Source organism: Bordetella sputigena, from assembly GCF_965137885.1.
Lineage (GTDB): Bacteria > Pseudomonadota > Gammaproteobacteria > Burkholderiales > Burkholderiaceae_B > Bordetella_C > Bordetella_C sputigena.
On sequence record NZ_CBCSCA010000001.1, the window covers coordinates 244,979 to 263,582 of the forward strand.

General features: G+C 67.6%; 12 protein-coding genes. 9 read left to right on the plus strand and 3 right to left on the minus strand.

Translation table 11 applies throughout. The features are described from left to right. Window positions 1-76: 76 nt before the first annotated feature. Window positions 77-5,287: an autotransporter outer membrane beta-barrel domain-containing protein gene (locus ACNA0R_RS01170; protein ID WP_415824045.1), complete on the plus strand. Its 5,211-nt coding sequence runs from the start codon at window positions 77-79 to the stop codon at window positions 5,285-5,287. A gap of 114 nt (window positions 5,288-5,401) precedes the next feature. Here ACNA0R_RS01170 and ACNA0R_RS01175 read toward each other — a convergent pair whose 3' ends face one another. Further along, a complete protein-coding gene (locus tag ACNA0R_RS01175) occupies window positions 5,402-6,271 on the minus strand; it encodes an HpcH/HpaI aldolase/citrate lyase family protein (protein WP_415824046.1) in 870 nt (289 codons plus the stop codon). A 153-nt stretch (window positions 6,272-6,424) separates the two neighbouring features. Between ACNA0R_RS01175 and ACNA0R_RS01180 the strand changes: the two genes are divergently transcribed. The 8 genes from ACNA0R_RS01180 to ACNA0R_RS01215 all read left to right on the plus strand — a co-directional run bounded on the left by ACNA0R_RS01180 (window position 6,425) and on the right by ACNA0R_RS01215 (window position 16,851). Beyond that, window positions 6,425-7,690: a putative Na+/H+ antiporter gene (locus tag ACNA0R_RS01180; RefSeq protein ID WP_415824047.1), complete on the plus strand. Its 1,266-nt coding sequence runs from the start codon at window positions 6,425-6,427 to the stop codon at window positions 7,688-7,690. A 182-nt stretch (window positions 7,691-7,872) separates the two neighbouring features. Continuing rightward, window positions 7,873-8,226, plus strand: coding sequence for an FmdB family zinc ribbon protein (locus tag ACNA0R_RS01185; protein ID WP_415824048.1), 354 nt, complete (start codon window positions 7,873-7,875; stop codon window positions 8,224-8,226). 16 nt (window positions 8,227-8,242) lie between these two features. Then, on the plus strand, window positions 8,243-8,905 hold the full coding sequence (locus ACNA0R_RS01190; RefSeq protein WP_415824453.1) for a DUF502 domain-containing protein: 663 nt from the start codon (window positions 8,243-8,245) through the stop codon (window positions 8,903-8,905). 92 nt (window positions 8,906-8,997) lie between these two features. Next, a complete protein-coding gene (aspS, locus tag ACNA0R_RS01195; RefSeq protein WP_415824049.1) occupies window positions 8,998-10,785 on the plus strand; it encodes an aspartate--tRNA ligase in 1,788 nt (595 codons plus the stop codon). Between the two features lie 20 nt (window positions 10,786-10,805). Further along, window positions 10,806-11,666 carry an endonuclease/exonuclease/phosphatase family protein gene (locus tag ACNA0R_RS01200; RefSeq protein WP_415824050.1) on the plus strand — a complete coding sequence of 287 codons (861 nt, stop codon included), beginning with the start codon at window positions 10,806-10,808 and terminating at the stop codon, window positions 11,664-11,666. After that, window positions 11,663-12,904 (plus strand): cardiolipin synthase ClsB, encoded by a 1,242-nt coding sequence (gene clsB / locus ACNA0R_RS01205; RefSeq protein WP_415824051.1) that lies wholly within the window; start codon window positions 11,663-11,665, stop codon window positions 12,902-12,904. The genes ACNA0R_RS01200 and clsB overlap by 4 nt, the downstream gene beginning before the upstream one ends. 186 nt (window positions 12,905-13,090) lie before the next feature. After that, window positions 13,091-15,565 (plus strand): 3-hydroxyacyl-CoA dehydrogenase/enoyl-CoA hydratase family protein, encoded by a 2,475-nt coding sequence (locus tag ACNA0R_RS01210; RefSeq protein ID WP_415824052.1) that lies wholly within the window; start codon window positions 13,091-13,093, stop codon window positions 15,563-15,565. Window positions 15,566-15,651: 86 nt separating this feature from the next. Continuing rightward, window positions 15,652-16,851, plus strand: coding sequence for an acetyl-CoA C-acyltransferase (locus ACNA0R_RS01215; RefSeq protein WP_415824053.1), 1,200 nt, complete (start codon window positions 15,652-15,654; stop codon window positions 16,849-16,851). A gap of 38 nt (window positions 16,852-16,889) precedes the next feature. Here ACNA0R_RS01215 and ACNA0R_RS01220 read toward each other — a convergent pair whose 3' ends face one another. Both ACNA0R_RS01220 and ACNA0R_RS01225 read right to left on the minus strand, forming a co-directional pair. After that, window positions 16,890-17,771, minus strand: a complete 882-nt coding sequence (locus tag ACNA0R_RS01220) for a DMT family transporter (RefSeq protein WP_415824054.1) — start codon at window positions 17,769-17,771, stop codon at window positions 16,890-16,892. Window positions 17,772-17,881: 110 nt separating this feature from the next. After that, window positions 17,882-18,451, minus strand: a complete 570-nt coding sequence (locus ACNA0R_RS01225) for an SRPBCC family protein (protein WP_415824055.1) — start codon at window positions 18,449-18,451, stop codon at window positions 17,882-17,884. Between the last annotated feature and the right edge of the window lie 153 nt (window positions 18,452-18,604).

Here is an 18,604-nt window from a genome sequence, read left to right on the forward strand (position 1 = left end):
TGGGCCAACGCTTCCGCTTGCGCCGCATTACGCCAAGCGGAGGTCCTCAACCGTATGACATGGCAGGCCCGTAAAAATGAATCGGTTCCATAAGACAGTCTGGAATTCGGCCAGGCAGCAATTCATCGTTACGTCGGAGGTCACCCGCGGACGCGCCAAATCGGCGTCGACGACTTCCAGCCGCGCACGCCGCGCGCTGTCGGCGCGCGCCGCGATACCGCTGTTTTCCCTGGTGGCGGCAGGTATGCTCGCGCCGGGCCTGGCGTCGGCTTCCAGCTGCAAGACCGGCACGCCGGACCAATCCGCGCCCGCGGGCGGCCACTGCACGATCGCGGACTACAACCCGCCGGGCAGCAACGATGGCGTGGGCGAGGCGGTGGTCAATCATGGCCAGACGGTCACGCTGCGCGGCACTTCGGTGGTCGGCACCGGCTACAACGGCAACACCACCGTGCCGGCCAGCACGGTGAACGTGATCTCCGGCAGCTTCAACTCCAGCGCCCTGGTCACCGGCCCGCAGAATGTGGCGGTCAGCGCGCGCAATCCCGCCACCGGCGCCAACGTCGTGTTCAGGACCTTCGACTCCGCGGCGCTGGCGGACCAGTCGAATCTGTCCACGCCGGTCAATCAGTTCGAAGACGTCAATGGCGACATGTACTACAAGGCGTCGCTGGGCCGCGTGGAGAACAGCGGCGGCACCTTGAACGTCAATCTGGGCGCGACGCCGACGGGCTCGCCGTCGTCCAACGCCATCCTGATGGTGTCCAAGCAGACCTATCTGACCTCGGCGGATGGCAGCGGCAACGCCGATAGCCGCGTCGTCTGGCAATCGCGCAATGCGATCGACATGGGGATCGATCCGGGCCTGCCCACGCCGGACGCGAATGGCCGCCTGACGGTCACCGTGCCCGTCACCACCTACGCCGGGACAGTCAACTTCAACGGCGCTGCGTACACCGTCACCAATGCCGCCGAGCTGGCGGCCTACAACAATGTGCTGGTCGACGCGTTGAAGAATGGCGTGCTGACGTCGCAACTGGCGTACGACACCGCCTTTGCGCAGGCCTTCAATACCGTCGAAACGCCGGTCACCTACATGACCAACACCTCGGACGGCGACCTGACCCGCGTGCCCAATGGCGACCGCTACGCCATCCTGGCCAACGGTGCGCGCGGCGGCGCCACCATCGCCGCGGGCGCGCAGCTGGATATGGTGCGCGCCTCCGGCGCGGTCAAGGCCACCAATGGCGCCGTCGTCACCAATCACGGCATCCTGTCGGGCAACGTCATCCAGCAGGTCGCCCAGGTGGAAAGCGGCTCGCGCTTCGTCAACGCCGCCAACGGCGTGGTGTCGGCGGGGTATCTGGCGGGGGACAAGGCCAACACCGCCACCGACGATCTGTTCTATTACACCGGCTCGGGGATCATGGCGACCGGGCAGGGCACGACCGTGCTGAACGACGGCGTGGTCAACGTGTCCGGCATGAGCTTCAACGGCTACACCACCACCGGTATCGGCCTGGCCAACGGCGCGGCCGGGACCAACAACGGTACGGTCAACATCGGCGTGAACCCCGGCTACACCGCCAGGGTCGTGGGCGTGAACGTCAGGGGCGGCGGCAGCTTCACCAACAGCGCGAGCGGGCTTCTCTATATCGGCCGGGCCGCGCAGTACGCCACCACCGACGCCGTACCGGACGTGGAGATCGCCGGCCCGACCTATGGCGTGCGCATCATGGACACGGGGGACAGCGCCATCAACAACGGGCGGATCGTTATCGGTACGCAGGCGCAGAACGCGGTCGCGATGTATTCGACCGCGCCCTTGAGTTCGCTGCTGCAGAACAACGGCACGATAGACATTAACGGCGCGGCCGGCGGGACGCCGATCGCCAACATCGGCATGCTGGCGGACGACAACGGCGCCGCCGGCACCGGCGCGATCGTTCGCAATGCCGGCACCATCAACGTCGATGGCGTCAACGGCATCGGCGTCATGGTCAATGCCGATCCCGGCATCGCCGCCAATGCCGAATCCACGGGCATCATCAACGTGAACGGCAATGCGGATCCCGCCAGCGGCACGCGCAACTTCGGCGTCTGGGTGGATGGCGCGCAGGGCGTGGCCGCGGTCAGCGGCGCGATCAATCTGGGGGGCGTCGGCGCGATCGGCGTGTTCGCCCAGAACGGCGGCACGGTCAATGTCGCGGCCGGTGCGGTGCCCCGCTTCCTGGGCGGAACGGACCAGATCGGCTTCTTCGCGGCGGGCGCGGGCTCGGCGATCAATGTGTCGGCCACGACGATGACGGTGGATACCGAACGGTCCACGCTGTTCCGCGTGGCGGACGGCGCGGCCTTCACCGGCGCCTCGGTCGCCGGCGCCTTCGATACGACGGTCGCGGGCAGGGATGCGCGCGGCGTCGTCGCCACCGGCCTGGGGACCACGCTGTCGACCGGCAATTCGACCTGGCGCGTCAACGGCGCGGCGGGCGGCGCGGGTGGGGCCGTCGCGATCGTCAACGAAGGCGGCGCCGCCGGCACCATCGATTCCGGTACGACCATTCTGTTGTCCAACGCCGGCGCGACGGCGGGCATCGTCGACGGCCAGGGCCATGACATCACCGGCGCGGCGTCGGGCGACGCGTTGCCGACCACGCTGGTGAACAACGCCGCCATCCAGTCGGCGTCCGACGGCGTGGTGGGTTTCGTCGCGCGCAACCAGGGCACGCTGGTCAACAACAACGCCATCACCTTTACCGGCAGGTCGTCCACCGGCGTGGTGGTGGGCGCGCAGGGCACGGTGGACAACAATGCGACGATACAGGTCGCGCACGGCGACGGCGCGCTGGTGCAGGGCGCCAACGCCAGCCTGGTGAACAATGGCGTGATCCGCGCCGATGACGGCACGGCCGCGGTGCATCTGACGGGAGCCGGCGCTTCGGTGGCTTTCTCCGGCAGCGGTACCATCCAGGCGAGCGGCTCGGCCGACGGCATCCTGTTGGACCCGACCGCGGTGGGCGGCAGCGTGGTCGGCACCGCGGGCAGCATCACCGTTTCCGGATCGGGGATGGCCTTGGACAACCAGGCCGCCGGCGGCGTGATCGCGCTGACCGATACCAATATCACGACCAGCGGAGCGGGGTCCGCCGGTATCAGTTCCTCCGGCGCCAACGGCGACGTGGTGGTGAACGGCGGACGCATCGCCACCGGTGGCGCCGGCGCGGCCGGCATCCACATCAGCAGCGCCGGCACCTTGCAGCTGGCGAATGCCATGGTCGTCACGGCCGGCGATGTGGCCTCGGGCGTCATGCTGGACAGCGGCGCCACGGCCCGGCTGATGGGTGGATCCGTCACGACCAGCGGCGCCAACGCAGCGGCCCTGCGGGTGGAAGGGCCGGCGGGAGCCGCCACCGCCAGCGGCACGCTGCTGCGCAGCGTGGCCGGCCCCGGCGTCCTCGCCAACGCGGGCGGCACGGTGACCTTGAACAACAGCACCGTCCAGGGCGGCACGGCGGCCATCGCGGTCACCGACCTCGCCGGCACCGGCAACGTGTCGACCATCGTGCTGAACGGCGGAACGGTGAACGCCCAGGCCGGCAACGCCATCGAAGTGACCGGCGCCCGCGCCAATATCAGTGTGCGTCCGGGCACCGCGATCACGGCCTCGACCGGCACCCTGTTGAACCTGACGAACGCCAGCGTGGTCAACCTGGATGCGCAGGGCGTCACATTGAACGGCGACCTGATCGCCGATGCCGGCAGCAGCGGCTCGGTAGTCCTGCGCAATGGCACGACCCTGACGGGCCGTATCGATCCGCTGGATGTCAGTATCGACGCCAGCAGCGCATGGAACGTGACGGCCAGCTCGGAAACCGCCGCGCTATCGAACGCCGGCATCATCGCCTACCAGGCGCCCACCGGCGATCCCAGGCAGGCGGCCAGCTACAAAACCGTCACGGCCAGCAGCTATACGGGCAATGGCGGCACCATCGCGCTGAACACTTACGTCGCCGGCGACGGCGCGCCGTCGGATCGCCTGGTCATCAACGGCGGCAGCGCGACCGGCACCACGGCCTTGCGCATCAATAACACCGGCGGGTCAGGTGCGCGCACCACGGGCGACGGCATCAATGTGGTGGCGGCCACCGGCGGCGGCAGCACGGCCCCGGGCGCCTTCCAGCTTGCCGCGCCGGTACAGGCTGGCGCCTATCAATACCTGCTGTATCGGGGCGGCAGCGCCAGCGCGGACGACTACTACCTGCGCTCCACGCTGGGCGGCCCCACGGCGCCCGGCGATCCCACGCCGACCGGTCCCGTGGCGTATCGCCCGGCTGTGGCCGGCTACACCATGATGCCGGCGCTGAACCTGGACTACGGTTTCGCGATGCTGGGCCGCCTGCATGAACGCGTGGGCGACGTCTATGCCACCGAACAGAACCAGAAAGGCAATAAGGACGGCTTCTGGGGGCGCATCGGCGGCGACGGGTTGAACGCCGATTCCGGCAGCCGCTTCTCGGTGAATCAGCACACCTTCTTCATGCAGTTCGGCAAGGACTGGACCCTGTCGCAATCGGAGGAAGGCGGCAGCACCCACGCGGGCGTGACGGCAACCCTGGGCGTGACCGATTCCGACTTCAAGGACGGCAAGCGCGATCTGAACGCGACGCTGTCGGACAAGGCAGGCAGCGCGACGACGCAGGCGCAAAGCCTGGGCGGGTACTACACCAAGTACTGGCGCGACGGCAGCTATTGGGATTCGGTGGCGCAGGTCACGCATTACCGGAACAAGTACGACGATGTGTACGGCAATGGCGGCAACCAGAACGGTTTCGGCATCGCGCTGTCGCAGGAGGTCGGCAAGCCCTTCGCCCTGATGCCGAAACTGGCGATCGAACCGCAGGCGCAGCTGGTGTACCAGTACTTGAAGCTGGACAGCTTCGACGACGGTATCTCGCGCGTGTCCGGCAATAGCAGCAATGCCTTGCGCGGACGCCTGGGCTTCCGCCTGTTCGCGCCCAATGTGAAGACGGAGGACGGTGCCGGATCCGGGACGCCGTACCTGACCTTCGACGTGCTGCATGACTTCGTCCCGCCGCGCGCGGTGACCGTGGGCGGCACCTCGGTGCGTTCGGATTTCGGGCGCACCTGGGGTGAAGTCGGCTTCGGCATCAATGAAGCCGTGGGCAAGGGCGGCCAGCTCTACGCCACCATCAAGCTGGCGAAGAACCTGGGCGGCGAAGAGCGCAAGGGGGTGTTCGGCCAGGTGGGCTATCGGTACAGCTGGTAAGCCGCCGGATGGCCAGGGCGGCGTCTTGGGCGCCCTGGCCCGCTTGCGCGGGCGGCCGGCGCGCGGGCGCAACACGCGTGCGAGCGCGCGCTGCGCCTGGGCGGCAGTCTGGCTTTACCGAGGCGAGATCTTCTCGGCCAGCGCCATGACGCGCCGCGCGGCATGGACGATGGGATAGTCGATGAACTGGCCGTCCAGCTGGATCGCCGACGAGCCTTGCGCTTCGGCCTCGGCGAAGGCGTCCAGCACACGGCGCGCGCGTTCGATCTGCGCGGCGCTGGGCGAAAAGGCGGCATTGACCGCCGGCAGCTGGTCCGGATGGATGCACAGCTTGCCCTGGAAGCCCAGCTCGCGCGCCTTGCGCGCCGACGCCGCGCAGCCTTCCGTATCCTGCAGATTCACCCACACCGTATCCAGCGGCGCTTCCACGCCCGCCGCGCGCGAATGCAGCACCATCTGCGCGCGGTAGGCGTTCAGCTCGCTTTCGTCGCGCGTCCACGTCAGGTCCAGGTCCAGCGTGAAGTCGCCCGCCCCGAAGGCGGCGCGCTTCACGCGCGGCGTGGCCGCCAGGATTTCCGGCAGGCTGGCCAGGCCGCGCGCGGTTTCGATGATGGGCATCAGGTCCACCGCGCCTTCGGGCATGCCGCGCTCGCGCTCCAGCTGGCGGATCAGCCAGTCCGCGGTAAGCAGTTCGCCGGCCGATTCCACCTTGGGCAATACCACTCCGTCCAACCCGGGACGCACGGTCTCGACGAGATCGCCGTAGGCGAACTCCGTGGATAGCGGATTGACGCGCACGTAGGCCAGGCAGTGGCGCGGCAGGGCCATGGCCTGGCTGACCTTGGCCCGGCTGGCGACTTTTTCCGACACCGCGCAGGCGTCTTCCAGATCCAGGATCACCGCATCGGCCGGCAGCGTCAGGGCTTTCTCCACACGGCGGGGGTGGTTGGCGGGAGCGAACAGCAGGGATCTGAGAACCGTCATGCGAACTCCATTCGTTGAAGCGTTCCGGCGTCGGACTCGGTCAAACACGCACGAACTGTGGAGAATACCCTGCGCAGTTCGGTATAGTCCCTGCTTCCGTACGGATCGTATCCGTAGCGTTGATCAAGACCCGTCCAGAGGTAGTCCAGCCCCATGCCCACCACGATCGAAGCGATCGCGACCCTGTTGTTCGCCATCGCCGTCCTGCATACCTTTTCGGTTCCTTTCTTTGCCCGCATGGCGCACCGCAACGGCCCGCACGCCGGGGTCTGGCACATGCTGGCGGAGGTGGAAGCGGTATTCGGCGTCTGGGCCTTCGTGCTGATCGTCTCCATGGCCTTGCTGGCGGGCAGCGGCAAGGCCATCGAGTACATGGACACGCGCAACTTCACGGAACCGCTGTTCGTCTTCGTGATCATGGTCGTCGCCGCCAGCCGCCCCATCCTGGAGTTCGTCGACGCCGTCGTGCGCGGCATCGCCCGCGTGCTGCCGATACGCAACGAGCTCAGCACCTACCTGGTCGTGCTTTCCATTGTTCCCCTGTCGGGGTCCTTCATCACCGAACCCGCGGCCATGACGCTGGCGGCCATCCTGCTGCGCGACGCCTATTTCCGCACGAGCGGCCGCGCCGGTTTCAAGTACCTGACCTTGGGCGTGCTGTTCGTCAATGTGTCCATCGGCGGCGTCCTCACCTCCTACGCCGCGCCGCCGGTCCTGATGGTGGCGTCCACCTTCGGCTGGGATGCGGCGCACATGGCGGCGAATTTCGGCTGGCGGGCGGCCGTGGCGGTCTTCGTCAATGCCGGCGTGCTGACCTTCGTGTGCCGCGATGCGCTGCGCGACGCGGGGCAGGCCGCCCCGGCTCGGGACAACGGCCGCGGTCCGGTACCGCTGCCCGTGATCGCCATGCACCTGGTTTTCCTGGTGGCCGTGGTCCTGAACGCCCACCATCCCGCCATTTTCCTCGGCCTGATGATGCTGTTCATCGGTTTCACCGAAGCCTACAAGCGCCACCAGAACCGCCTGATGATCAAGGAAGGGCTGATGGTCGGCTTCTTCCTGGCCGGGCTGGTCGTGCTGGGCGGCCTGCAGCAATGGTGGCTGCAGGATCTGCTGGGCGACCTGTCCTCCACGCTGCTGTTCTGGGGCGCGACCGCCCTGACCGCGATCACCGACAACGCGGCCCTGACCTACCTGGGCTCGCTGGTGCAGGGCACCAACGAGACCTGGCGCTACATGCTGGTGGCCGGCGCGGTCACCGGCGGCGGGCTTACCGTCATCGCCAACGCCCCCAATCCGGCCGGCTTCGCCATCCTGAAGAACCACTTTCCCGACGGCAGCATCTCCGCGGGGCGGCTTTTTCTGGCCGCCTTGCTGCCGACCCTGGTGGCGGCGGCGATGTTCCTGCTGCCGGTCTGACGGCGACCCCGGCCGGGGCCCGCGCCGCGGTGTGATCGCAGTCATGGGCCTGGCTCAAAAACCCGCTAAAATTCAAGACTTTCCCGTATTTTTGCCGGCCCCGCTCCAGCCGCGCCGCCTCGTCTCCACGGCGGCGCACTCGGGCGGGTTGTTTCGTGCCGGCGGGCCTGGGAGTGGATTGAATGCCTATCTACGCTTACAAATGCAGCAGCTGCGGCCATGCCAAGGACGTACTGCAGAAGATCTCCGATGCGCCGCTCACGGTATGCCCCGAGTGCGGCGCCAGCACCTTTTCCAAGCAGGTTACCGCCGCCGGCTTCCAGCTGAAGGGCTCGGGCTGGTACGTCACTGATTTCCGCAACAACGGCGGCAGTGGCTCGAACGCCGCCGCGAGCGGCGGCAAGACGGAAGCCAAGAGCGACGGCAAGGCCGAAACCAAGGCCGATGGCGGCGCCGCCAAGTCCGGCGATTCCGCGCCGGCCTCGTCCGCCGCGCCGGCCGCCACGCCCGCGACACCGCCCGCCGCGGCATCCTGACGTCCCCGTCATGGCGATGCGCATCTTCAAGAAGTACTTCATCACGGGCCTGCTGATCTGGGTTCCGCTGGTGATCACCGTCTGGGTGCTGGGCGTGCTCATCGCCACCCTGGAAGGCTTCGTTCCCGGCTTCCTGTCGGCGGAGTCCCTGTTCGGCGTCGACATTCCGGGCTTCCGCTTCCTGCTGGTCATCCTGGTGGTGCTGCTCACGGGCGTCTTCGCCGCCAACCTGCTGGGCCGCACCATGCTGGACCAGTGGGAAAAGCTGCTGGGCCGCATTCCCCTGGTGCGCTCCATCTACAACTCGGTCAAGCAGGTCAGCGATACCGTGCTGGCGCCGAACGGGCAGGCCTTCCGCCAGGCCGTGCTGGTGCAGTATCCGCGCCAGGGCTCCTGGACCATCGCCTTCCTGACCGGCATCCCCAGCGGCGAAGTCGCCACGCATCTGCCGGGCGACCATGTCAGCGTCTACGTTCCCACCACGCCCAATCCGACGTCCGGCTTCTTCCTGATGATGCCGCGCGCCGAAGTCATCGACCTGCAGATGAGCGTGGACTCCGCCCTGAAGTACGTCGTATCCATGGGGGTGGTGGCGCCGCCCCCGCCGGTGGTGCCGGCACGGCCCGCCGAAATCCCCACCGCGCCCGGCGTACGCCAGCGCGGGGAGAACGCCCCCTGAAAAGAATCCGGGTGGGCCAGCGGCCCGCCCTTCGATCCATTATCGTGACGCTCCAAGGCGCCCCAACAAAGTAGAAACGGAGTCATCCCGCAATGCGTACCTGCTACACCGGCCAGGTTTGCCGCGACCACCTCGGTCAAACCGTTACCCTGTACGGCTGGGTAAACCGCCGCCGCGACCACGGCGGGGTCATCTTCATCGACCTGCGCGACCGCGCCGGCCTGGCGCAGATCGTTTTCGACCCCGACAACGCCGCTTTCGCCACGGCCGAACGCTTGCGCAACGAATTCTGCATCCGGGTCACGGGGCTGGTGCGCCTCCGTCCGGAAGGCACGGCCAACCCGGAACTGGCTTCCGGCGAAATCGAAGTGCTGTGCAAGGAAGTGGAAATCCTCAATCCTTCCGTCACGCCGCCTTTCCAGCTGGATGACGACAACCTGTCGGAAACCACGCGCCTGACGCATCGCGTGCTGGACCTGCGCCGGCCGCAGATGCAGCGCAACCTGATGCTGCGCTATCGCGTATCCATCGAAGTGCGCAAATTCCTGGACACGCTGGGCTTCATCGATATCGAAACGCCCATGCTGACCAAGAGCACGCCGGAGGGCGCGCGCGATTACCTGGTGCCGTCGCGCGTCAATGCCGGCCAGTTCTTCGCGCTGCCGCAGTCGCCGCAGCTGTTCAAGCAGATGCTGATGGTGTCGGGCTTCGACCGCTACTACCAGATCACCAAGTGCTTCCGCGACGAAGACCTGCGCGCCGACCGCCAGCCCGAATTCACGCAGATCGATTGCGAAACTTCGTTCCTGAACGAAGTCGAGATCCGCGAGATCTTCGAAAGCATGATCCGCCACGTCTTCAAGGTCGTGCAGAACGTCGACCTGCCGCAACCGTTCCCCAGCATGACCTGGACGGAAGCCATGCGCCGCTACGGTTCGGACAAGCCCGATCTGCGCGTGTCGCTGGAATTCACCGACATCAGCGACATCATGCGCGACGTCGATTTCAAGGTGTTCGCCTCGGCGGCCGCCACGCCGGGCAGCCGCGTGGTGGCCCTGCGCGTGCCGGGCGGCGGCTCGCTGTCGCGCAGCGAAATCGACAGCTACACGCAATTCGTCGGCATCTACGGCGCCAAGGGCCTGGCCTGGATCAAGGTCAACGAAGCCGCCAAGGGCCGCGACGGACTGCAGTCGCCCATCGTCAAGAACATCCATGACGCCGCGCTGGCCGAGCTGATCAAGCGCACCGGCGCCCAGGACGGCGACATCATTTTCTTTGGCGCGGACAAGGAAAAGGTGGTCAACGATTCCATCGGTGCGCTGCGCGTCAAGATCGGCCACAGCGAATTCGGCAAGACGTCCGGCCTGTTCACTCCCGGCTGGCGCCCGTTGTGGGTCATCGACTTCCCCATGTTCGAATACGACGAGGAAGAAGGCCGCTACACCGCCGCGCACCATCCTTTCACCAGCCCGAAGGACGGCCACGAGGACTTCCTGGAAACCGATCCCAGCAAGGCCTACGCCAAGGCCTACGACATGGTGCTGAACGGCTGGGAAATCGGCGGCGGCTCGGTCCGTATCCATCGCGAGGAAGTGCAGAGCAAGGTCTTCCGCGCGCTGAAGATCGGCGCCGAGGAAGCCCGCCAGAAGTTCGGCTTCCTGCTGGACGCGCTGCAGTACGGCGCGCCTCCGCACGGCGGCATCGCCTTCGGCCTGGACCGCATCGTCACCATGATGACGGGCGCGGATTCCATCCGCGACGTGATCGCCTTCCCCAAGACCCAGCGCGCGCAGGACCTGCTGACGCAGGCGCCGTCGCCCGTGGACGAAAAGCAACTGCGCGAGCTGCATATCCGTTTGCGCAACGCGGAAGTGAAATAACGGTGCGATAAGTTGGCGCCATGTCCGTACTGCGCATCGTCAGCTACAACATCCACAAGGGCCGTTCCGCGCTGGGCGCGCGGGACTCCCTGAAGGAGCTGCGCCTGGGCCTGTACGGGCTGCGTCCGGACCTGGTCTTCCTGCAGGAAGTCCAGGGCCGCAACGAGAGCCGAAGCGTACTGGACGCCCAGCACATGTCGCTGGCGGCCGCGCTGCACATGGACATGTGCTACGGCCGCAACGCGGTGCGCGACCATACCGACCATGGCAACGCGCTATTGTCGCGCTATCCCATCCTGGAGCATGAGAACCAGGACATCTCCGACCACAAGCTCGAGCAACGTGGCCTGCTGCATGCCACCGTCGAGGTCGGCAATCGCGAAGTCCATTGCTTCGTCGTCCACCTGGGCCTGTTCGCCGGCAGCCGTTCACGGCAGATCCAGGCGCTGGTCGATCGCATCGATCGCATGGTGCCGGCCGGCGCGCCCATGCTGATCGCGGGCGACTTCAATGACTGGAACGATAGGCTGGCGCCGCTGTTCGTGCAGCGGCTGGGTGTGTACGAAGTGTTCTCCCATGCGCCCAAGCTGGTCGGCGGCGAAGGCCCCCGCCTGCGCGAAAGCATGCGCCGGCTCAGCAATGTGCTGCGCGGCGTGCCCAACAGCCTCGCCATGCTGGAGCGGACCAACCAGCTGACCATGGACGGCAACCTGCGCATCGTGCGGCCGCCACGCACTTTCCCCGCGGTATTCCCCTGGTTCCGCCTGGACCGCATCTACCAGCGCGGTTTCGGCGTACGCAGCGCGCGCGTGCTGCGCGGCAGGGCGTGGTCCAAGCTATCCGATCATTCGCCCCTGCTCGCGGAGCTCGAATTGCCGTGAGGCCCAAGCCGCTGCGTTTGCACTGGTCGGACGGCAACGCGATCCGGCTGCTGAAGAACGGCGCGGAGTTCTTCCCCGCCCTGTGCGATGCCATCGATGCGGCGCGCACGACCGTGCATCTGGAAACCTATATCTTTACGCTGGACCGCACGGCGCAACGCGTGCTGGACGCGCTGGCGCGCGCCTGCGAGCGCGGCGTCAAGGTGCGCGTGGTCATCGATGGCTTCGGCAGCTGGGAGTGGGTGGACGAGGTCCGCCGCCGATTGATCGACGCCGGCGCGCAGTGCCGCATCTTTCGCCCCGAACCGGGCTGGCCGCAAAGACTGCTGTTTTCGCGCAGCCGGCTGCGGCGGCTGCATCGCAAGGTCACCGTGATCGACGGCCGGGTCGCTTTTGTCGGCGGAATCAATATCGTCGACGATTACGACGATCTGGATCCGGATGATGCGATCGACGCCAATCCGCGCTTCGATTTCGCCGTCGAAGTGCGCGGGCCCTTGGTGGCGCAAGCGGTGCACGCGCAGGATCTGCTGTGGATACGCCTGAGCCCCGCCGCGCTGCGCCGCGGGGAACGGGCCAACGAAGCGCGTCGCCTGCGCCGTCTTTACGGGCCGCCGCCGGACCAGGCTTTGGGCCGCTCGTCCGGGCAGGCGCCGGGCGGCCTGCGCGCGGCGTTCGTGCTACGTGACAATCTGCGCTGGCGGCAGACCTTCGAACGCGCCTATCTGTACGGTATCAATCGCGCCCACCGCGAGATACTGATCGCCAATGCCTATTTCTTTCCCGGCCTGCGCTTCCGCCATGCCTTGAAGCGCGCCGCCGCGCGCGGCGTGCGCGTGCGCCTGCTGCTGCAGGGCAAGGTCGAATACCGGTTGCAGTACTACGCCACGCACGTGCTGTACGCCGACCTGCTGAATGCCGGCATCGAGATCTACGAGTACATGCCCAGCTACCTGCATGCCAAGGTGGCGGTGATCGACGACGTCGCCACGGTGGGCTCGTCCAATCTGGATCCCTTCAGCCTGCTGCTGGCGCGCGAGGCGAATGTCATCGTGGACGATGCCGGCTTCGCGCGCCAGTTGTACGACAGTCTGGAAGATGAAATAAGCCGCGGCGGCCGGCTGGTGCGGGCCGCGGACCATAGCGATCGCGGTTGGGTACGGCGCTTCCTGGATAACGTCGCGTACACGATGCTCCGCGTGGGCGTCGCGCTGACGGGGCAGTCCGCGCGGTATTGACCGCTACTGTTCGCGAGCGCGGATGCCCAGGTTTTGTATAGTGTGCCGAAGGCGTTGCGTATAAAGGACCGGCCGCGACGGCGGACCCGCAGGGGTGGCCGCCCCCCGACTTCCAAGCCATACCGATCCGACCGTACGCTGAGCATCAGCGGCGGCTCGACCCAGCAATCGCAGGAGACCCAGGCCATGATTCCCGCTGGCGACATTCCCACCGCTCCGCCCTCCAGCGCGGCCGGACACAACGACACCCAGGGGGCGGTCCCGGCGCGCATACGCCGCATCGCCGTGCTGGGCGCGGGCGTCATGGGCGCGCAGATCGCCGCCCACTGCATCAATGCCGGCGTCCCGGTCGTACTCTTCGATCTGGCGAGCGAGGGCGCCGACCGCAGCGCCATCGCCCGCAAGGCCATCGCCGGCCTGCAGCGCCTGAATCCCGCGCCGCTGGCCTCGCCGGCGCTGGCCGAGCACATCGAGCCGGCCAACTATGACGAGCATCTGGACCGCCTGGGCCCATGCGACCTGGTCATCGAGGCCATCGCCGAACGCCTGGACTGGAAGCGGGATCTGTACCGGCGCATCGCACCCGCCCTGGCGCCGCATGCCATCCTGGCGACCAACACATCCGGGCTCTCCATCGCCGCCCTGGCCGACACGCTGCCACAGGGGCTGCGGCCGCGCTTCTGCGGCGTGCATTTTTTCAACCCACCGCGCTACATGCCGCTGGTCGAACTGATCCCGGCCGCGGCGACCGAGTCCCGTCTGCTGGACAGGCTGGAGACGTTTCTGGTGTCGGACCTGGGCAAGCGCGTCGTGCGGGCCAAGGACACGCCCAATTTCATCGGCAATCGCATCGGCGTCTTCGGCATCCTGGCGGCCATGATCGAGGCCGAGCGCTACGGCCTGGGCTATGACATCGTCGATGAGCTCACCGGCACTCGCCTGGGCCGAGCCAAGTCCGGCACCTTCCGCACCGCCGATGTCGTGGGGCTGGATACGCTGGCCCACGTCATCCGCACCATGCAGGACGGCCTGCCGGACGATCCTTTCCGCGCGGCCTTCGCCACGCCGCCCGTGTTGACGGCGCTGCTGGAACAAGGCGCGCTGGGCCAGAAGACCGGCGCCGGTTTCTACCGCAAGGAAGGCAAGGCCATCCTGCGCCTGGATCCGGCGGCGCGCGCCTACGTGCCCGCCGGTGCCGCGCCGGACGACGCCGTCGCGGCGGCGCTGGCCGAGCGCGATCCCGCGCGCCGCCTGCGCGCCTTGCGCGAGTCGCCGCAACCGCAGGGCAAATTCCTGTGGGCGCTGCTGCGCGACACCTTCCACTACGCCGCCGTGCACCTGGCCGATATCGCCGATACCGCGCGCGACGTGGATTTCGCCATGCGCTGGGGCTTCGGCCATGCGCGGGGACCGTTCGAAGTCTGGCAGGCCGCCGGCTGGTCTACCGTGGCCCGGTGGATACAGGAAGACATCGACAAGGGGCTGGCCCTGTCCACCGCGCCGCTGCCGGCCTGGGTCACGGGCGGCCTGGTCGTGCAAAACGGCGGCGTGCATACCGCCGGCGGCTCCTGGAATCCGCGCGAGGGCGTCTTCCAGCCGCGCCGCGACCTGCCCGTTTACCGCTGCCAGCTCGTGCCGCCGGGCCTGGTCGGCGAGCCGGACGAGGCGCCTGGCCGCACGGTGTTCGAGGATGATGCGATCCGCCTGTGGACGCTGGTGGAAGGCCACGGCTACCGCGACGTGCTGATCGCGTCGTTCAAAACCAAGATGCATACCATCAGCCCTGCCGTCACGCAGGGCCTGCTGCATGCCGTCGACCTGGCCGAAGCCCGGTACCGCGGCCTGGTGGTATGGCAAAGCCAACCGCCGTTCTCCGCCGGGGCGGACCTGCAGGCCATGCTGCCGGCCTTCATGCAGGGCGGTCCGGCGGCGATCGAACCCCTGGAGCGTGACCTGCAGCGCGTCGCCCAGCGCTTCCGTCATGCGCTGGTGCCCACGGTCGTTGCCTTGTCCGGCCTGGCGCTGGGGGGCGGCTGCGAAATCGCCGTGCACGCCGCGGCCCGCGTGGCGCACCTGGAAACCTACATCGGCCTGGTGGAAATCGGCGTCGGCCTGGTGCCCGGCGCCGGCGGCCTGGCCTACTGCGCGCGGCGCGCCGCCGAACAGCGCGCCGCCACCGCGCCCGACATGCCCCTGCTGCCTTTCCTGCAGAAATTCGCCGAAGCCGTCGCCACTGCCAAGGTCTCGCGCTCCGCGTTGGAAGCGCGACAGATTGGTTATCTGCGCGAGTCCGATCCCATCGTCATGCATGAAGACGAAGTCCTGTACGCCGCCATCCGCCATGCCGCCGCCCTGGCCGACACCGGCTGGCGGCCGCCGCTGCCCGCGCCGTTTCCGGTGGCGGGTACGGATGGGGCGGCAACCTTGGCGGCGCAACTGGTCAATCTGCGCGACGGCGGCTTTATTTCGGCATACGACTACGAACTGGCCCGCACCGTCGCCCACGTCATCTGCGGCGGCGATGTCGATCCCGGCACATTGGTGGACGAGGAATGGATGCTCGCGCTGGAACGCCGCGCCTTCCTCGGCTTGCTCGGCAACCCCAAGACGCATGAGCGCATCATGGGGATGTTGAAGACCGGCAAGCCGGTACGGAATTAGGAATGCCGCCAAGGCGGCATCGGGATGGTCCGCCGCTTATCGCCCCCGCCGCTCCCGCCGCCGATGCAAATGCAAGGAACACCGACATGACCCGAAGCCTGCAAGACGCCTACATCGTCGCCGCCACCCGTTCGCCGGTCGGCAAGGCGCCCAAGGGCGCGCTGCGCAACACCCGTCCGGACGAACTGCTGGCCGACATCCTGCGCGCCGCGCTGGCGCAGGCCGCCACCCTGGACCCCGCCGCCATCGACGACGCCATCATCGGCTGCGCGCGCCCGGAAGGTTCGCAAGGCCTGAACGTCGCCCGCATCGCCGTCCTGCTGGCGGGCCTGCCGGACCGCGTGCCCGGCATCACCGTCAACCGCTTCTGCGCATCAGGCCTGAGCGCCATCGCCATGGCCGCCGATCGCATCCGCGTCGGCGAGGCCGACATCGTCATCGCCGGCGGCACCGAGTCGCTGAGCCAGGTGCCCATGATGGGCCACGCACCATCGTTCTCGCCGCGCATCTTCGCCAACGACGAAGACGTCGGCATCGCCTACGGCATGGGCCTTACCGCTGAGCGCGTGGCCGAGCAATGGAAAGTCACGCGCGACGTCCAGGACGCTTTCGCGCTGCGCTCGCACCAGCGCGCCATCGCCGCGCAGGACGCCGGTGAATTCAATGACGAGATCACCCCCGTGGCGGTCGTCGCGCGCCAGGCCAACCTGCAATCCGGCGAAATCGCCATCGCGCAACGCGAATTCCTGCGCGACGAAGGGCCGCGCCGGGATACCTCCATGGAAGCCCTGGCGCGCCTGAGGCCGGTCTTCGCGGCGCGCGGCAGCGTCACCGCGGGCAACAGCTCGCAGACCTCGGATGGTGCCGGCGCGCTGATCCTGGCCTCCGAGCGCGCCGTGCGCGATCACGGCCTGACGCCGTTGGCCCGGTTCGTATCCTTCGCCGTGCGCGGCGTCGCGCCCGAACTCATGGGCATCGGTCCGCGCGACGCTATTCCGGCCGCACTGAAGCAGGCTGGCCTGAACCAGCAGGATATCGACTGGATCGAGCTGAACGAGGCCTTCGCCGCGCAGTCGCTGGCGGTCATCGGCGATCTGGGCCTGGACCCGGAAAAGGTGAACCCGCTGGGCGGCGCCATCGCCCTCGGCCACCCCCTGGGCGCCACCGGCGCCATCCGCGCCGCGACCGTCGTCCACGGCCTGCGAAGGCGGCAGGCGAAGTACGGGATGGTGACGATGTGTGTTGGGACGGGGATGGGGGCAGCGGGGATATTCGAGCGGGTGTAGGCGTGGCGGGCCGCTTCGACCCACTGGTCGTCGCGCGATCAGGCGCGCGCCGTTTTCGGCCGCCCCACCAGTCCTAGCGACAGCGCCGTGCCGACCAGAATGATCGCCGCGCCCACCAGCATCGTCGCGGTCAGCGGCTCATCCAGCAGCAGCGTGCCCCACAACACGCCAAACACCGGCACGAGGAATGTCACGCTGACCGCCGCCGTCGGGCCCACGCTGGCGATCAAGCGGAAGAACATCACATAGGCGATGGCGGTGCACACCAGCGCCAGGGTTATCGTTGCCGCCCAGGCCTGCACCGATACCGGCTCGGCCGGCCAGGTCCACACAGCGAACGGCATCAGCAGCAGGGCCGCGCTGACCATGCTGCCCGTCGCGCCGCTCAACGCGTCGAGGCCAGTCAAGTAGCGTTTGGTGCTGTTCGCCGCCACGCCGTAGCACAACGGCGCCATCAAGGCCGCGATCACGGGCAACCCCGTCCCGCCGTCGCTGAAATCGAACTTGTCCCAGACCAGCACCACGATGCCCGCGAACCCGATGGCCAGCCCGGCGACCCGGCCAGCCGGCAAGCGATCGCGCAGCCAGATCCAGCCTATCGCCGCGCCCCACATCGGCGTCACGGCATTCGACACGGAAAGGAAGCCGGCGCCCAGCCCTTGGGCCGCGTAGCCGTACAAGAGAAAGGGCAGGGCGGCGTTGAAAGCGCCCACCCAGAGAATGGGCTTCCAGTGGCGCAACATCGCCCGCACCCCACCGCGCCACGCCAGCACGGCAAGCAGCGCCAGCGCCGCCAGGCCGACCCGCAACTCCATCAGCGGGGCCGGCCCGAATTCCGGTACCGCGATGCGCATGAACAGGAAGGAACCGCCCCACACGGCGGCCAACAATAGCAGATCGATCAGGTCACGGCTGCGCATGAGGAAACGCGGATATGCCTAGAGGGATCGGAGCATACACCGATCGCGAGGCGGCCTCCCTCCGGCTCTTGCCGCGGTCGCCCGGTCCCCAAGTCCGCGTAAGCCCGTACTCAGGTGAAGAAGGTGTGATAGCCCACGAAGGCCAGGATAAGCATGGTGACCACGGCCCAGGACCAGCGCGAGTTGCGCAAACCATGGGGCTCCGGCGGTGGGGGAGGCGGCGGCGGGGCGACGTGAGGCTGGGCCGCCATGTGGTCGATAAAGTTCAGGAAGAACTTCTGGACGATCTTCTCGGCAGCCTTTATCAGCGTGCCTTCGCCCACTTCGGCCAACTTGCCCCCGGCCATGGCCGCCAGCGTGTATGAAAGCCGGGTGCCGTGGTCCTTGGGCGCCAGGTTCACCTGGGCCGTGCCGATCGCCAGCCCGGCGGCGTTGCCCTTGCCTTCGAACACCAGGGTGCAGCCGTGCGGCGCGTTGACGTCCGAAAGCAGCACCTCACCCTCGTAGTCCGCCCCCAGGCCGGCAACCTTGGCGCGCACGGTAAAGGCGTATTCCGTCGGCGATCGGCATTCGACCTCGACGCAGCCGGGTATGCACTTGCGCAGCACGGCGCAGTCGGTCAGCGCTTCCCAGGTCTGGTGCTGGGTAGAAGGAATCCATTGAGCATCGGAAATGCGCATGGCTGTCTCCTTTATTAGGCCTTCTTGGGCTCATTCTGGACCTGATTGCTGCGAAAGGCTACGGGATTGGGTGCAAGTCGGTACCGCTTTGCAACTGACATTCGGCTGAGCTCTGAGGCCCGCGCCCGTCATATCTGTGTCATAAGTTACTGG

Coding starts and splice junctions, on each gene's coding strand:
- ACNA0R_RS01170 (WP_415824045.1), top strand. CDS start 77: ATGAATCGGTTCCATAAGACAGTCTGGAATTCGGCCAGGCAGCAATTC.
- ACNA0R_RS01175 (WP_415824046.1), bottom strand. CDS start 6,271: ATGACGGTTCTCAGATCCCTGCTGTTCGCTCCCGCCAACCACCCCCGC.
- ACNA0R_RS01180 (WP_415824047.1), top strand. CDS start 6,425: ATGCCCACCACGATCGAAGCGATCGCGACCCTGTTGTTCGCCATCGCC.
- ACNA0R_RS01185 (WP_415824048.1), top strand. CDS start 7,873: ATGCCTATCTACGCTTACAAATGCAGCAGCTGCGGCCATGCCAAGGAC.
- ACNA0R_RS01190 (WP_415824453.1), top strand. CDS start 8,243: ATGCGCATCTTCAAGAAGTACTTCATCACGGGCCTGCTGATCTGGGTT.
- aspS (WP_415824049.1), top strand. CDS start 8,998: ATGCGTACCTGCTACACCGGCCAGGTTTGCCGCGACCACCTCGGTCAA.
- ACNA0R_RS01200 (WP_415824050.1), top strand. CDS start 10,806: ATGTCCGTACTGCGCATCGTCAGCTACAACATCCACAAGGGCCGTTCC.
- ACNA0R_RS01210 (WP_415824052.1), top strand. CDS start 13,091: ATGATTCCCGCTGGCGACATTCCCACCGCTCCGCCCTCCAGCGCGGCC.
- ACNA0R_RS01215 (WP_415824053.1), top strand. CDS start 15,652: ATGACCCGAAGCCTGCAAGACGCCTACATCGTCGCCGCCACCCGTTCG.
- ACNA0R_RS01220 (WP_415824054.1), bottom strand. CDS start 17,771: ATGCGCAGCCGTGACCTGATCGATCTGCTATTGTTGGCCGCCGTGTGG.
- ACNA0R_RS01225 (WP_415824055.1), bottom strand. CDS start 18,451: ATGCGCATTTCCGATGCTCAATGGATTCCTTCTACCCAGCACCAGACC.